Source organism: Rufibacter sp. LB8, assembly GCF_014876185.1.
Lineage (GTDB): Bacteria > Bacteroidota > Bacteroidia > Cytophagales > Hymenobacteraceae > Nibribacter.
This window is the reverse complement of the sequence record NZ_JADALJ010000001.1, coordinates 3,407,981-3,423,117: the sequence shown is the minus strand read 5'-3', so window position 1 is coordinate 3,423,117 and position 15,137 is coordinate 3,407,981. Positions and strand designations below refer to the sequence as shown.

Sequence of the window (15,137 nt, the reverse complement as noted above, 5' to 3'; positions counted from 1 at the left end):
GGATATCAACATATGGGGCCGTTCTGCACTTGGCACGGCCTATGTGTCGGCATCCATTGACATGTGGGTGCCTGGTAAAAAAAGAGGCCATCCTTTCCGGGACGGCCTCTTTCCAAAGCGAGGAAGGGTTAGTTGCGCCGTGCATCCGCCTCCAAGGCCACGCTCTCCTCGTCTTTGCCGGAGAGCCATTGGCTGATGCTCATCTCCGTTTCCACATAGCAGGGCAGCTCCCCGTTGAAACAGCCGGGGGCTGGGTCGTTGATATCCACCTGTTGCCAGTTGGTGGAGTCCAGAGCTTCCTCAAGGGTGCTTCCCTGGAACTGGAACCGCTGAATGGACTGCCGGGAAGGGGTGGAGGAGAGGGTGAAAGCGCTGGCAGCTCCTACCAGGGTCACCAACACGAGGGAATAAAAAATCTTCTTCATAAGGCTTGGGTGCTTTTGTAGATCAAAAAGCAGACGAAAAACTTTAGGTAAGGGAAAATGAATGAATAGTTTGCCTCTTCGGGTACAGGTATAGGCGACCCTGGCCTGCGGCGGGTAACGTTCCAGCTACCGGCCACAGACGGTTTCATTCTTTTTGGGCATGCACCTCCTTCCTTAGCCAAGTGGGATCCTTACCGGGCCAGCTGTTTGGATGGGGTAAAGCTATAGAAGGAAGCCATCGGCCAAAAGGCCCAATGTCGGAGACAGGAAACCACCCATGTCTAGAAATACCAGGGCACATGTCTGGTACGCAGGGCGCAGGACCCTAATTTTTTTCCCTTCCCCCGTGCGCCTCCTCCCGCCGAAGCCGGCTCAGGTGCTTGGGGGAGAGGTTCAGATAAGAGGCCATCATCTCCTGGTTGACCCTGCGCACCACTTCCTGCCTTGTACTCTGCAAGTATCGGTACCGCTCCGCAGCGGAGGCTATGCGGAGCATCTCCTCCCGGCGCCTCCCCTGAAGGGCCTTTTCCTCCAGAAGTTTCAGGAAGAGGTGGGCAACCTGGGGAATCTCCGCCAACAGGCTTTCCATCTGCCGGAGAGGCAGGGCATAAGCCAGGGTTTCCTCCAGCACCTCCACATACTCCGTGGAGGCTGCCCCATGGAAACAGCCGTCCGGCAGCAGAAACTCGCCTTCATGCGCAAACCAACGGGTGTATTCAAACCCATCGCCGCTGGAATATCCCCGCACCAATCCACTCTCAAGGAAGTAAATACTCTGGGACGCATGGCCAGGCACCAGTAAAAGCTGCCCTTTGCGTAGCCGCACCTGTGTAAAAAGGCTGATCAGCCTATCCCTCCCGGATACCGCCCTCAGCCCTTTATTTGCTAATATCTCATCTAATCCGTCCATAAAATTTTGGCCTTAACACGATTTTGTCACTGAAATCACACCTGTCAGGCTGACCTTTTCTTCCCTTGCAAGGGTCGGCAGGGAAGGGCCGCTTGCCTATATTCCCTTTTATAAAGTAGAACTTTTTTAATGTTTTTAGTAATTACCTTAATTTAGATTTTTGCTTATTCATACCCGCAGAAAAGTACTTCCTGCTTAATAAAGCATTTAAGAATCGCCCTATCAAGTCTATTGAAGGGGGAATTTTCCCATGCACCTTGGGAATTATCCCAAACCAATTGCAATTTTTCCCGTCGCCTTGCAAATATCTTATTGAACATTTTGCATATCACCCCCTTAAGGTGATATTTCCACCGCTTGGCCGCTCGCTTCCTCCTTTCCACCGTCAGAGGCGGATTGGAAGGAGGAAGCGAGCGGGCAGGAAAAGACATATGACACGAAATTTGGTTTCCCCCCTCGCCGAATTCATCGAGCGCCACACTTTCACCGGCGCCCCTGCATGCATGGCTGACCCTGGATGGGAGGCATCCCTGGCAGCCATCTGTGACCGTATCCGAAAAGACATGGCGCAGCATCTCTGTGACGCCGGGAACTCACGGCAGACTTCCCAAGCCCCGTTGGTACAACAGATGGAACTGACTTCCTTGGCGGACAGCCTATACCACCGGGGGGCGCACCGGTCAGATGATGAAGCATGGCAATTCCATGTACGCGTGTTGGAGGAGGTGAAAGGGCTGCTGTTCCACCAGCTGCGCCACTTCCCCGGTAGCTTCCACTTCCAACGGGACGCCCCCCTTGCCTGCCGCGACTGGTACGCGGAGTCTCTGGCCTCTTCCCAAAGGCAACTGGTGGGGTACCTGGAGGGGCAGGAATTGGATGCCGGGCTGCGTCACCTTTTGAAGGAATACCTTTTCTGCTGTCAGACCCACAGTGATTGGTTCGCCCCCTCCACCTGGTCGGATTACCTTTACCTGGAGGAGTTCACCGCCTGCCTGCTACGCATCGCAAAGCTGCCACATCCGCACCCGAAGTCCATTTTCCATGGTCTGATGCGTAAGATGTTCTACTTGAATTTCAACTGCGCCCCGTTCTATGGCTTCTGCCTCCAAAAAATACAGGGCCATACCAGGATGTTCCCCGCTTACCGTGACCAGCACCGGGAGCTGCTGTACCTCCTAAAACTGTGCAGACAGGTACCGGAGAAACCGGACACGGGCTTTGACCTGAAGGCTCCCTCCCTACAGGCCAGTGTGGTAAAATTCCTGAAGGAGGAGATACGGTTTATAGTGGAAATGGAAAACCTGCCCGCTCTCCATAGAATGCAGGGCGTCCCCACTGCACCCGCCCGCCCATATTTCACGGTAGGGTGCACCGCCACGCAACTGGCACTTTTCATGCGGCTGTTGGTGGAGACGGGCTTCCTCATGGCCAAAAGGAAGGCTGACGTCCATGAATTCATCGCCAATCACGTCGGCACCAGCAAAAAAGAGAAAATTTCCGGCCATAGCTTTAAAAACAAGACCTATGACCCTTCCCCCTCCGCGGCCCGCAAAGTGAAAGCGCAACTTCACTTGATGCTGCAGCGGCTGAACGAGAAATATTTGTCCTGAATGGTTGTGAGAGCGGGGCAGCGGCCTTCTGGCTGGCTGCCCAAACGGCCCAGGTGTGGAAAAACTTGCCCGCACCCGGGATTTACATTTGTTTCATCAGGCAAGAAGACACCATTTCTGGTGCATAGAGCCCTGGTTTTCAGGCACAAGCCGCCCTATAGTCCCTTTCCGGAGCCACCTTGGACACTTTCAGAAAGAAATAGGGCCTGCTAAATTCCCTGTACAGCCTTCAGCGGACCTATAGCCGTGCCCGGAAACCTGACCCTTTTGCTTTTTAGCGTTTGTCCATTCCCCCACTTAAAATCTGTACGTCATGAAACAGTTTACCGAGACCATGTATGAAGACCTTCTGTCCGACATCGACCAGATGGAACAACGGGCAGACTTAACTCCAGCCATGCGCAGGCTGAACATCCTGGACCTTCTCCACCAACGGCTGGAGGAATTGAAAGCCCAAGTCCTGGCGCAGGGATTCGCCTCCCAGGAGGAGGAAATACATTTCTTCAAGCACCAGAAGCCCAGGATCGCCGGCCTTCTGGTGTACCACGCCCGGGTGGACATGCTGGAATTGATGAGGCCGGAGGGAAGCCTACAGGACATTAGATGCTTTTTTGAGAACGAACTGGCCGCCATCCGGTGGTTCCACCACCTTAACCTGCCCCTTTACCAGTATTACCGGTCGGAGGCGACCTACCTGGACGAGAAATTGTTCCTGCGGGGAGGGGAGGGGATCGTGGGGTGGCACAAATTGCTGGAGGCGGAATCCGATGACCGCTTCTGCACACCGGCCGGCAACCTGTTGGCCCGAATGGTCGCGCACGGGAAGCTGACGGAATTCCTCCATCGGCAGCTCCAGCTTCTGGAAAACAACCGCGGGGCAAACTCCTTCCCTCCCCACCGTGGAAAACAGCTCACGTGGACCGGGGACGCCATCAACCTGGTGGAGATCGCCTACGGGTGGTATTGCACCGGGCAGTTGAATCACGGACAGGCAGGGATCGCCGAAATCGTACGGTGGCTGGAGGAGCATCTGAATATCTCCATCGGAAGGCCATACCGCAGGTTCACCGAGATAAAAAGGCGGAAGCTCCTGAGCCAGACCAAGTATCTGGACCAGATGCGGGAGAGCCTCCTCAAGAAGCTGGACGAGGAGGATGCCTTCGACCCCCGCAGAAGGGGGCCTGGCAGATAAAGCCCACTCCGCTGAAGTGCTGAGGTGCCGGAGCCTGCATAGCCAGGCGACAGTACGCTGTGAAGCCCCATGACCAATTCTTTGAACCGGCCATGGGGCTTTCCCTTTTCCCTGGCGGCGGTAAAAAAATCGTAGGGTAGGCCCCAACACCTTGTCAAGCCTGGACGCCTCCATGAAGCAATTTTGCCCTTGTCATCACCGGTGCAACGGGGCGCCGGTTAAACTTCCGCTGCCATGCTTCACACCTTTACCTGGACCCAGTACTGTCTGACCGTCGGAACGGCACTTTTCCTGTACTATCTGGTTTTCCTGTACAGGTTTTACCGAAGTAGGCTCAGAGAGCGGCTTGCACGGGTCAAGTCATCCCTACAGGGCAGGACTTCCCTGGCCGCCACCCAGCCCCCCTCCGGCCAGGAGGGGGAGGTAATGGGCCCAGCCGCCCCCGCGCCGGGCGTCAGCTACAGCACCTCCGCCCAACTGCGTTTCGCTTTCCCAGGCCAGATGCCCCAGCAAGACCAGCTGCTGACCCAGGTGCCGGAAATCCTCCAGGAGTTCCGCTCCATCGGGGAGGTCCTGGATAAGGAGGCCGGCACGCGAGAAGACCTTCCCTTCCTACTCCAGGCGGTCAAGCTCCGATACCCGGAGATAACTGACAGCCCTCACCTCCCCGCGCTGTTGGCGAATCTGCGGGAACAGCTCCCCTTTGAGGTCTCCGCCCAGGAACTGGAAATCCTATGGCAAACAACGGCTTGATTTTCACGAACCAATAATCCAATACCCATGAAGACACATGTACCTCAAAAACAACGAAAAAGGGCACTCCTGTCCCAGGCATGGGCCACAGCCCTGATGGCCACCTTTCTCCTGGCCTCGGCCCTGCAGGGTATGGCACAGGATGCCGGTGACGGCAATGCCGGCATCATGGAGGCCACCAACAAGGTGCGCGGCTATTTTGACACCGGGGTCAGCCTGATGTATGCGGTGGGGGCCGTGGTGGGCCTCATCGGTGCCGTCAAGGTCTACCAGAAGTGGAATGCCGGGGAGCCCGACACTGGGAAAGTGGCGGGGAGCTGGTTTGGCAGCTGTATTTTCCTGGTGATAGTGGCGACGGTCCTACGGTCCTTCTTCGGTATCTGAGGTTCCACCATGGCCCCCGTGTACCGCCTCAACAAAGGCATTAACCGACCCATTGAGTTCAAGGGGCTCAAAGCCCAATACATCGGGTACCTGGCAGGAGGCCTGGTGGCTCTCCTGCTCTCGTTCACCTTTCTCTATCTCCTTGGGACGCCCCTGTACCTCGTCCTGGGACTCACCCTTATGGGGGGCTCCGGCCTGTTCATCGGCGTTTTCCGGCTAAGCCGCACCTATGGCACCCACGGCCTGATGAAGCGGTGGGCGCGCCACCGCCTACCCCACAGTATCCGTTGCCGCTCCCGGCATGCTTTCCTGCGACTAAAAAATCCGTAAACCATGGCACACTCCGTCGATATCGAACACCTGCTCCCCATCTACAAGGTAGAGCACCACACGCTGCTGTCTTTCCAGGGGGATGTGACGGTGGCCTTCGAGGCTTCCCTCCCGGAGATCTTCACCCTCTCTGGGGAGGACTACGATACGCTCCATCACACCTGGGTCAAGGCGTTGCGCCTCCTGCCGCCGCACACCGTCTTCCACAAACAGGATTGGTACACCCAAACCCGCTTCCAGGGGGATTTCAGCCGGGACGGGGCCAGTTTCCTCTCGGAGGCCAGTGAGCGTTTCTTCCAGGGGATGCCGTTCCTCCGGCACCGGTGCCGCCTGTTCATTACGGGCAGGGCCCCGGGACGCAAGGCCGGGAGCTCCCTGTTCTGCAACCTCCTTCGCCCCTCCCTCATCCCCCGGCATCTGTCCTCGCCGCACTTCCTTCAGGAGTTCCAGGACAGGGTAGGCCAGTGCTGCCAGGTGCTGGTAGACAGCGGATTCCTGCAGGTGAGACAGTTGCAGGATGAGGAGCTCGTGGGCACTCCCACCGAGGCCGGGATACTGGAACAGTATTGTTTCCTGCTGGATAGGCAGTGCCCCCCTTTCCTGCAGGACCTGCGCCTGAAAAACGAACTGCACATAGGGGACAAGGCCTGTCAGCTCTTCACCCTGGCGGACGCCGAGGACTTCCCCTCCCATTGCGGTGCCCGTACCGACTACGCGAAATATTCCACGGACAAGACCCGCTTCAGCCTGGGCTTCAGCCACCCGCTGGGCCTGCTGCTTCCGTGCGACCATGTATACAACCAATATGTGTTCCTGCAGGACACCCCCGCCCTGCTCAAGAAATTGGAGTCCAAGCGGCTGCGGCTGCAATCCCTTGCCGCGTACTCCAGGGAGAACGCCATCGCCCGGGACGCCACCCACGCCTTTCTCCAAGAGGCCATCGCTGACCAGCGGCTTCCGGTGAAGGCCCACTTCAACCTCCTGGCCTGGACGGATGACCCCACCGAAGGCAAGGCCTTGAAGAACATGGTCAGTGCAGCCCTGGCCCAGATGGACGCCACCCCTAAACTGGAAACGGTGGGGGCTCCTCAGCTTTTCTGGGCCGGACTCCCCGGCAACGAGGGTGATTTCCCCATGAATGAAACCATTGACATGTTCCTGGAGCAGGCCGCGTGTTTTTTCACCCTGGAAAGCGGCTACCGCTCCACCGGCGGCGCCGTGGGGATCCGGCTGGGGGACAGGGTATCCGGTACGCCAGTGCAGGTGGATCTCTCGGACGAACCTATGCGGAAGGGCATCATCACCAACCGCAACAAATTCATCCTGGGCCCCAGTGGCAGCGGGAAATCCTTTTTCACCAACCACATGGTGCGCTCCTACCACGAACAGGGCACGCATGTGGTGGTGGTGGATGTCGGCCACAGCTACCAGGGACTGTGCGAACTGGTGGGAGGGTATTACTTCACCTACGGCGAAGCCCAGCCCCTCTGCTTCAACCCCTTCTACATCCAGGATGGGGATTCCCTGGACACCGAGAAAAAGGAGAGCATCAAGACCCTGCTCCTGGCCCTGTGGAAAAAAGAGGACGAAACCTACGGACGGTCAGAATATGTGGCCCTCTCCCATGCCCTGCAGGGGTATTATGAACGATTGAAAGCGGACCCTTCGCTTTTCCCCTGCTTTGACACCTTCTATGAGTACCTGAGCGGGGAGTTCCTGCAGGTGTTGGAACAGGATAAGGTGAAGGAGAAGGATTTTGACGTCACCAACTTTCTGTATGTGCTCAAGCCTTATTACAAAGGCGGCGAGTTCGATTTCCTGTTGAATGCCACCCGGAACCTGGACCTGCTGGGGGAGCGGTTCATCGTCTTCGAGTTGGATACCATCAAAGAGCATCCCATCCTGTTCCCGGTCGTGACCATCATCATCATGGAGGTTTTCATCTCCAAGATGCGCAAGCTGAAGGGCATCCGGAAAATGATCCTCATCGAGGAGGCGTGGAAAGCCATCGCCAAGGAAGGGATGGCGGAATACATCCGCTATCTCTTCAAGACGGTGCGCAAATTCTACGGGGAGGCGGTAGTGGTCACCCAGGAGGTGGAGGACATCATCTCCTCACCGGTGGTCAAACAGGCCATCCTGAGCAACAGTGACTGTAAGATCCTGCTGGACCAGGCCAAGTACCAGAACAAGTTCGATCAGGTACAGGAACTCCTAGGCCTCACGGAGAAGGAGAAGACCCAGGTGCTCTCCCTCAACAAAGCCAACGACCCCACCCGAAAATACAAAGAGGTGTTCATCAGTCTCGGGGGCAGGGTCAGCCAGGTGTACCGCACGGAGGTCTCGCTGGAGGAATACCTCACCTACACCACCGAGGAGTCGGAGAAGCTGGAAGTACAGCGCAAGGCGGCCCGGCATGGCGGCATGGCCCAGGGGGTGGTCGCCCTGGCGGATGAAATCAGAAAGAACCTACACAATAAATAGAACACTTATGGAGAAGAGGTGCACACCCAAACGCTGCTGGCTTCTGGTTCTGGCCATGTCCATGGCCTGGCCGCCCGCCTTCGCCCAACTCCCCGTGGTGGAGGTCATCAAGGCGGGAGTGACCAAAGCCATCAAAGCTATGGACCTGAAAGTCCAACGGTTACAGAATGAGACGCTCCGCCTGCAGACCGCCCAGAAGACGATGGAGTACCAGCTATCCCGCCGGAAACTGAGGGAGATCACTGACTGGGCTGACATGCACCGTACCCAGTATGAACAATATTTCACGGAGTTGCGCCACGTGAAGGAAGCCGTCAGGGCCTCGGTGGCGATGGAGGACATCCTCCGGGACCAGCAGCAACTGATACGGGAGTACCAGAGGGTCTGGGGCCACCTCCGCCATAGCCCCATGTTCTCCCCCAGGGAGTTACGGGACATGGGGCGGGTGTACGCGGCATTGCTGGCCGCCAACCACCAGGTCCTCCGGCAGGTGGAGGTAGTGGCATCCGAGAACACCACCAGTATGGGCGACGCCGGGCGCCTTGCCCTTCTGGCCACCGCGGCGGACCATCTGGCGACGGTCCACCGTGACCTCCAGCGCTTCAACCGCCAGAACATAGGGATAGCCCTGCAACGCGCCAAAAGCACCCGGGAGATCGCTTCCCTCCGCCAGTTGTATGCCCTACCCACTTTAACCCCCAAGCCATGAAAATACTGTGCTTATCCCTGTTGCTGGCCCTTGGCCTGAGGCCTGCACTGTCCCAAACCTGGGATGAGCTCCTCCGGCAGAAGAAAACCCAGTTGGCCTACCTGGAGGACCAAATCCAGGGCCTCAGGCAATACCGGGCCCTCCTGAAAGGAGGCTACCAGATGGTAGGGCAGGAGCTGGACACTCTCCGGTCGGCCGCCGGGGAGGAGACGGACCTCCACCGGGTATATTTCAAGTCCCGCCACTCTGTAAACCCGAAGCTGGCCCGTGCCGAGGTCCTGGCGCATGGCCAACGGCTGCATAGGGCAATTTCAGGCCTATGGGCCAACCTTCCTACCGAAGGCCTCACTCCCCCGCAAGCGGCCCACCTCCGGCAGGTGAGGGAAGGGGTGCTGGCGGGCGCTTCCCTGGACATGGGGGAGCTTCTACGGGTCGCCGTCCCTGGAACCTATCTGATGGACGACACGGAGCGTCTGCGCCAGCTGTGGCTACGGATCGCCCTCCTGGAGGAAAAACGCAGGCATACTCTCCGGTTTGCCCTAGCGGTGCAGGCACTTGTCTACCAGCGAACTATGGCCCTGCGGGAAATATCCCTTCTGCGGCGGCCCTGACACTTTACCCTTGAAAGCTTATGAAAACGTTATCCGATTTGTTAATCCGAAAACTCCTGCTCCCCGCCCTTACGGCTTGCCTCCCGTCCCTTTCCGGCCATGCCCAATCAACGGAGGTGCGGCAGCTTCTGTTGAACGTAGAGAAACTGGGGCAGCTGAGACAGATCCTCTCCGACATGAGGGAGGGATATGACGTCCTCACCCAGGGTTACCAGGGGGTTCAGCACGTGGTGGAGGATAATTTCCACCTGCATAGGGACTACCTCACCGGCTTAACGGAGGTGAGCCCACAGGTGAAAAGGTATTACCTAGTCGCCCAGATCCTACAGCGGCAACGGCTGATCCTTTGGGAATGCAGGCGAAGGCGCCTGCCTGGAGACTCCTCCCTATTCACCCCCGAAGAGCTCTCCTACCTGGAAAGCGTCTATGCGAATGTGCTGCAGGGAAGCGCCCGCCTATTGGGGGAATTGACCACCGTCCTCACCTCCTCCGCCTTGAGAATGACGGATGCGGAGCGATTACGCGCCATCGACACGATCCACCAGGCCATGGGAGACAGGCTTTCCTTCATCCGCCATTTCAGCGACGAGGCAGGGACGCTTTCCCGGCAACGCATGCGGGAGCTCCAGGAAACCCGGTCTGTTCGGCAACTGCACAATTCACCCAAACGGATAAAGCCATGAAAGCAAAAGTGAGCGTCCGGGTATTCCTTTCCATCCTCGGGGTATTACCCCCTGGAATGCTCCAGGCCCAGGGGATGGCGGAGGGGATGCAGGGGATGCACGGGGTATTGGACCAGGTGTACCGGGAAATGCTCCCGCTCTGCGAAGGCCTGATGGCAGCCGGCCGGGGCATCGCGGGTTTTGCCGCCCTATGGTACATCGGCTCGCGGGTGTGGGGGCACATCGCCAGCGCCGAACCCATTGACTTCTACCCGTTGCTGCGCCCTTTCGCCCTGGGCATGGCCATCCTGCTTTTCCCTGCGGTCCTGGCCCTGCTGAACGGGGTGCTGTCCCCCACAGTGGCGGCCACCTCGGCCATGGTGGGCGCCTCGGACAAAGCCGTGGCTGAGCTGCTCAGGCAGAAGGAGGAGGCGGTGCGGGAGTCGGAGGCGCACGGAATGTATGTAGGGGAAGATGGGAAGGGGGACAGCGACGCCTGGTACCGCTACACCCATCCCGAAGATCCGGAGCGGGAGGAGGAGGGGGTTATGGAAAAAGTAAGCAACAGTGTGCGGTTCGCGATGGAAAAAGCCTCCTACAACTTCCGTAACTCCATCAAACAATGGATGAGTGAAGTGCTGCAGGTCCTGTTCATGGCTGCCTCCCTGTGCATCAACACCATCAGGACGTTCTATCTGCTAGTGCTGGCCATCCTGGGGCCGCTGGTTTTCGCCTTTGCTGTTTTTGATGGTTTCCAACACACCCTCTCCCAGTGGCTGGCCCGCTATGTCAATGTGTTCCTTTGGCTCCCGGTGTCCAATATTTTCGGGTGCATCATTGGCAAGGTGCAGGAGAACATGCTTAAACTGGATATTGGGCAGATCAATGAAGCTGGGGATACTTTCTTCAGCCCCATGGACACCGCTTACCTCATTTTCATGGTCATTGGCATTGTGGGATATCTGACGGTGCCCAACGTAGCCAACTATGTGGTATATGCCGGGGGAGGCAACGCCCTGGTGCAGAAAGTTTCCCTGCTCCTGGCGTCCACCGGCTCCGCGGCGGCCTCGGGCGCGGCGCACATGGTCCACGGCACAGGCTCCTTCCTGCACGGAGAGGGTGGTTCCCACGGGACGGGCGCCCCTCCAGGTACCCAGGGAACCTCCCAGCGCGAATACAACCCCGGCCAACGTTAACCCAAACTTCTCTATTGCACCATGTTCAACCAGCTCAAAAATATTGATTCAGCCTTCCGCCTGGTAAGGTCTTTCTGCATCGCCTTGGTGGCGTGCTGCCTCCTGATTACCGGTTTCACCGTCTACAAAAGCCATCAGTTGGTTAGGGACAGCCGGGAACGCATCTATGTGCTCGCCAACGGCAAAGCCCTGGAGGCTTTCTCCTCCTTTCGGAAAGACAATCTCCCAGTGGAGGCGCGGAACCATGTGCGCATGTTCCATTTTTATTTTTTCACCCTGGGCCCGGATGAGAAGGCCATCCAGGACCATGTGTCAAAAGCCCTCTACCTTGCGGACGAATCCGCCAAGAGGCAATATGACAACCTCAGGGAGAGCGGATTCTACACCAATCTGATAACCGCCAACATTTCCCAGGAGATCACTATTGACAGTGTGGCGGTATATACCGCGTCCTACCCATTCCAATTCACCTGTTACGCCACGCAACGGCTGGTCCGCTCCTCCTCCACCCTGACGCGGCGGCTTGTGACCCAGGGGTTGTTGCGGGATGTCCCCCGCAGTGACCACAACCCGCACGGGCTCCTCATCAGCCGGTGGGAGACCCTGCAGAACGATGAGATCAAACCTTAACCGAGTATTCTTATGAAAAAGCCCATTCCCCAAAATCCCCCTTCCGCCAGCCGAGACCGGGTAGCGGAGCAAATATCCGGTGTCATCTTATCTGTGCACCGGAAAGCGGCAGGCTACCTAAACAAGAACGCGCAGTCCCTTCCCCCCAGTGCTTCCAGATGGGGGCTGTTGCTGTACTGCCTCCTGTACGGGGGGACCTGCCTCTACCTTTTGCTGCGTGCCATTCCCAACTAACCGATAGAAGCCATGAAACAGTCACACACCCTTCCCACCGCAGGGCGACGGAACTTCTTCCTGCTGCTGCCCCTTCTCGTCTTCCCCTTCCTGACGCTTTCTTTCTGGGCATTGAAAAGCGGCGGGAATGCCGACCGTACGCTGGCACAAGGTACCTTAGTCGGCCTGCGCACGGAATTACCCGAAGCTGTGCTAAAGGATAAAAACACGGACAAGCTCGGTCTTTACGAACAGGTGCGAAGGGACTCCCCTGACCTTCCGCCCCATCCGGGCAGTTCCCTCCTGGCAAAGCTGGGATTATCCTTGGGGGCGCCGGTACCTGACTCTTTGGAATACACACTGACGCCTGCCACCGTGGCCCCTTCCGCCGAAGAGCAGGAGGAAAGGATCCTCCGGCAAATGGAGAAATTGAACCAAGAACTGAACAGACGGGCGCCGGGCACGGTTTCCGGGCACGCTGCCCCCCCTCTGCGGCCTTCCCCTATTCCCGCCGCCGGGGTTCCGAGGGAAAGCCCCATAGGCAGGGTGGGCGAAGCTGTCCCGACCTCGGAAAGGAGGGAGGAAGACCCCGAACTGCGGCAGTTGGAGGGAATGCTGGAGAAAATATTAGACATCCAGCACCCTGAACGGGTCAGGCAACGGAAAGAAGCCTCAGCCCCCCGAAGTCCTCTGCCCGCCGACCTTCAGGCCATCCGCGACTCAGGAAGCGCTGTTGCTTCTGGCAACACCATCGCAGCGATTATCCACATGGACCAGAAAGTGGTTTCGGGTGACCTGGTGAGACTGAGGCTTTTGGAAGATGTGCTGTTGGACCACAGGACACTGCAGAAGCACAGCTTCCTATTCGGAACCTGCGAGGTGGAGGGCGAACGGCTTAAAATACATGTGAAAACAATCCTTCTTGGAAATGAAATAATCCCCGTCTCCCTTTCGGCCTATGATCTGGACGGGCAAGAGGGGTTGCACATCACAGGCTCCCTCGCCAAGGAGACCTGGCAGGGCGGCAAGGAGGAGGCGGCACAGCACCTCTCCGCTCTGGCACTTGACCCTTCCCCCCCCGCCCAGGTTGCCCGGGCTGGTATCCAGGTGGCCAAGGGCCTGTTCAGGAAGAAAACAAAATCAGTGCGCATCCAATTGAAGGCGGGGCTCCGCCTCCTGTTCCGCCTGTCATGAAATGGGGAATCCCAGACCATAGCTCGTGTCACATTTCTTCAACTTTTAAATTCTCTGACCTATGAAAATCCTTGTTCTCTGCTTGCTTATGGTACTCCACCCACGACCATGGTATTCCACTTCCGGCCAATTAGGCTCCCTGGCACGAAAATGCGCGGCGGTGGCGGCAGCCGGCCTGCCCGCTGTCTCCACCACCCGATGCGGATCGGTCAAGGTATCCTTGCACCGGATCCATACCTCCGGGGATACCATTTTAATCCCCATAGGGTTTAAGAACGGCTCCGTCTTAAGTTTTGAGGTTGACTTTCTCCGTCTTTACACAAAGGACAGCCGCCCGGTGAAGCGGTCGGTACGCCAGGAGGTGGAGATTCTCCCCCTGTACACACACAACCTTCCTCTGCGGGGAATTCCAACAGGAGGAAAACAGACCACTGTGCTGGCCCTTCCCAAGCTTACGCTGACAGATGGAAGAAAGCTAGTGGTGGAGATTTTCGAAAAAGCCGGTACCCGCCATGTGACCCTTGAAGTTACCCACAGGGCAATTGAAAATGCCCGTCCGCTATGGTGATGGCTATGCTGTACCCTATAAAATTTTCACTTTAATATTTCCGGACATGAACGAAAGCAATTTAGAACACCTGAAAAAAGAATTGGAAGACTTGAAATTCGGTTTTCCCGTGCAGGAGGCCCTGGAAAAGAACCTCCAATTGCAACTTCCTGATTTTCAACTGAGACATGCCGTCCCTACTGAAAAGGGACAGGTGGATTTCACGTTGCACTTCAGGAAGTCGAACCAATCCGATTTCTATTTCTTCAATAAGTATGATGCCTCCCTTTCAAAGATCCCCCCACTGGAAAAGGGCCAGAAGTTCATGGTGGTTTCCTCTGACCCGCAGGCCAGGAAATCATCCTTCATCACCTTTCAAAGCCCGGTGGAGGCCATCCGGCATTTCAAAAAGCTGGAGGGGACGCATGAGTTGGCGGTAGGGAGAAATGTAAAGGACAAAACCACCCTTGCCACCAAGCAGGACGGAAAAGTGTCCCTGGTGGAAGAGAATTTCAAACAGACCTTCTACAAACCGGACGTTTCCCATACTTTCTATCTGGACAAAGGGAAAGGGTTCACCGCAGAGCAAGCCTCCAATCTGCTACAGGGGCGGTCCGTCTTCAGGGATGATTTTGTAAGCCTGGAGGGGCAGCGGTACCAGGCATGGACCAGAATTGACTTTGACCAACCCAAAGACCAGCACGGCAATCATGTATTGGCCCAGTACCATCACCCCGCCTACGGGTTTGACCAGGAAAAAGCCCTTGAAAAGTACGCCTTGAAGGAAATGGAGGATCCTGCCGCCAAAGCGGCCCTGCTTCAGGCGCTCAGGCAGGGGGAAAGACCCCTTGTGACAACGATGAAAGACGGGCAGGAAACACAGGTATTCCTGGAGGCGTCCCCCCGGTTTAAGAATTTCAACATTTTCAATACGGAGGGAAAACAGGAAAAGCGGGAGCAATTTGAGAAAAAGCCAGAGGTAGGAATTAGAATGGAGAAAGGCATAACCCACTCCCGTGGGGAAGAAAGTGGGCTGGCGGTCTCAGTTTGACACGCTTCCTCGGGGTGAAGCGTCGGAACGGGGTATAGAACCGACCCTTTGCTTCGCAAAACAGGTGTTTACCGATAACAGCCTGTATTTGGGGATATCCGGCCCTATACGAAGAGCTGTCCATACTTTCAGGAAACGGTGCATATACGGTCCGCCCGGGCATTCCCCCCTGACGGCCTTACGCTCAGTCCCTTTCCCATGACCAGGAAGTTTGGATCGCTGGAGAGGTCTACCCG

The 15,137-nt window shown here is 57.1% G+C and carries 18 protein-coding genes; 15 read left to right on the top strand and 3 right to left on the bottom strand.

Annotated elements, in window-relative coordinates:
- Positions 1-128 precede the first annotated feature (128 nt).
- Together IMY23_RS14415 and IMY23_RS14410 are read right to left on the bottom strand one after the other, a co-directional pair.
- Positions 129-425: a hypothetical protein gene (locus tag IMY23_RS14415; RefSeq protein WP_192822763.1), complete on the bottom strand. Its 297-nt coding sequence runs from the start codon at positions 423-425 to the stop codon at positions 129-131.
- Between the two features lie 325 nt (positions 426-750).
- Positions 751-1,251, bottom strand: a complete 501-nt coding sequence (locus IMY23_RS14410) for a Crp/Fnr family transcriptional regulator (protein WP_192822762.1) — start codon at positions 1,249-1,251, stop codon at positions 751-753.
- A gap of 587 nt (positions 1,252-1,838) precedes the next feature.
- Here IMY23_RS14410 and IMY23_RS14405 point away from each other — a divergent pair.
- From IMY23_RS14405 to IMY23_RS14380, 6 genes are all read left to right on the top strand, one after another.
- The gene (locus IMY23_RS14405) at positions 1,839-2,945 is read left to right on the top strand and encodes a hypothetical protein (protein WP_192822761.1); all 1,107 of its coding nucleotides are present in this window, start codon (positions 1,839-1,841) and stop codon (positions 2,943-2,945) included.
- 313 nt (positions 2,946-3,258) lie between these two features.
- A complete protein-coding gene (locus IMY23_RS14400) occupies positions 3,259-4,137 on the top strand; it encodes an RteC domain-containing protein (RefSeq protein WP_192822760.1) in 879 nt (292 codons plus the stop codon).
- 234 nt (positions 4,138-4,371) lie between these two features.
- Positions 4,372-4,890 carry a hypothetical protein gene (locus IMY23_RS14395; RefSeq protein WP_192822759.1) on the top strand — a complete coding sequence of 173 codons (519 nt, stop codon included), beginning with the start codon at positions 4,372-4,374 and terminating at the stop codon, positions 4,888-4,890.
- Positions 4,891-4,986: 96 nt separating this feature from the next.
- On the top strand, positions 4,987-5,274 hold the full coding sequence (locus IMY23_RS14390; RefSeq protein WP_225986657.1) for a DUF4134 domain-containing protein: 288 nt from the start codon (positions 4,987-4,989) through the stop codon (positions 5,272-5,274).
- Positions 5,275-5,283: 9 nt separating this feature from the next.
- Positions 5,284-5,604, top strand: a complete 321-nt coding sequence (locus IMY23_RS14385) for a DUF4133 domain-containing protein (protein WP_192822757.1) — start codon at positions 5,284-5,286, stop codon at positions 5,602-5,604.
- 3 nt (positions 5,605-5,607) lie between these two features.
- Positions 5,608-8,088, top strand: a complete 2,481-nt coding sequence (locus IMY23_RS14380) for a TraG family conjugative transposon ATPase (protein ID WP_192822756.1) — start codon at positions 5,608-5,610, stop codon at positions 8,086-8,088.
- Here IMY23_RS14380 and IMY23_RS14375 read toward each other — a convergent pair.
- On the bottom strand, positions 8,074-8,220 hold the full coding sequence (locus IMY23_RS14375) for a hypothetical protein (protein WP_192822755.1): 147 nt from the start codon (positions 8,218-8,220) through the stop codon (positions 8,074-8,076). The genes IMY23_RS14380 and IMY23_RS14375 overlap by 15 nt on opposite strands.
- 7 nt (positions 8,221-8,227) lie before the next feature.
- Here IMY23_RS14375 and IMY23_RS14370 point away from each other — a divergent pair, with 7 nt between their 5' ends.
- The 9 genes from IMY23_RS14370 (at position 8,228) to IMY23_RS14330 (ending at position 14,901) form a co-directional block, all read left to right on the top strand.
- A complete protein-coding gene (locus IMY23_RS14370; protein WP_192822754.1) occupies positions 8,228-8,797 on the top strand; it encodes a conjugal transfer protein TraI in 570 nt (189 codons plus the stop codon).
- Positions 8,794-9,408: a hypothetical protein gene (locus IMY23_RS14365; protein ID WP_192822753.1), complete on the top strand. Its 615-nt coding sequence runs from the start codon at positions 8,794-8,796 to the stop codon at positions 9,406-9,408. Before IMY23_RS14370 ends, IMY23_RS14365 begins: the two co-directional genes overlap by 4 nt.
- A gap of 20 nt (positions 9,409-9,428) precedes the next feature.
- Positions 9,429-10,091, top strand: coding sequence for a TerB family tellurite resistance protein (locus IMY23_RS14360; RefSeq protein WP_192822752.1), 663 nt, complete (start codon positions 9,429-9,431; stop codon positions 10,089-10,091).
- On the top strand, positions 10,088-11,266 hold the full coding sequence (traJ, locus tag IMY23_RS14355; RefSeq protein ID WP_192822751.1) for a conjugative transposon protein TraJ: 1,179 nt from the start codon (positions 10,088-10,090) through the stop codon (positions 11,264-11,266). Before IMY23_RS14360 ends, traJ begins: the two co-directional genes overlap by 4 nt.
- 21 nt (positions 11,267-11,287) lie before the next feature.
- Positions 11,288-11,896, top strand: a complete 609-nt coding sequence (traK, locus tag IMY23_RS14350; RefSeq protein ID WP_192822750.1) for a conjugative transposon protein TraK — start codon at positions 11,288-11,290, stop codon at positions 11,894-11,896.
- 12 nt (positions 11,897-11,908) lie between these two features.
- Positions 11,909-12,130, top strand: a complete 222-nt coding sequence (locus IMY23_RS14345) for a hypothetical protein (protein ID WP_192822749.1) — start codon at positions 11,909-11,911, stop codon at positions 12,128-12,130.
- Positions 12,131-12,142: 12 nt separating this feature from the next.
- Positions 12,143-13,303: a conjugative transposon protein TraM gene (traM, locus tag IMY23_RS14340; RefSeq protein WP_192822748.1), complete on the top strand. Its 1,161-nt coding sequence runs from the start codon at positions 12,143-12,145 to the stop codon at positions 13,301-13,303.
- A 61-nt stretch (positions 13,304-13,364) separates the two neighbouring features.
- Positions 13,365-13,871 carry a DUF4138 domain-containing protein gene (locus tag IMY23_RS14335; protein WP_192822747.1) on the top strand — a complete coding sequence of 169 codons (507 nt, stop codon included), beginning with the start codon at positions 13,365-13,367 and terminating at the stop codon, positions 13,869-13,871.
- A gap of 46 nt (positions 13,872-13,917) precedes the next feature.
- Positions 13,918-14,901 (top strand): hypothetical protein, encoded by a 984-nt coding sequence (locus IMY23_RS14330; protein WP_192822746.1) that lies wholly within the window; start codon positions 13,918-13,920, stop codon positions 14,899-14,901.
- Positions 14,902-15,137 lie beyond the last annotated feature (236 nt).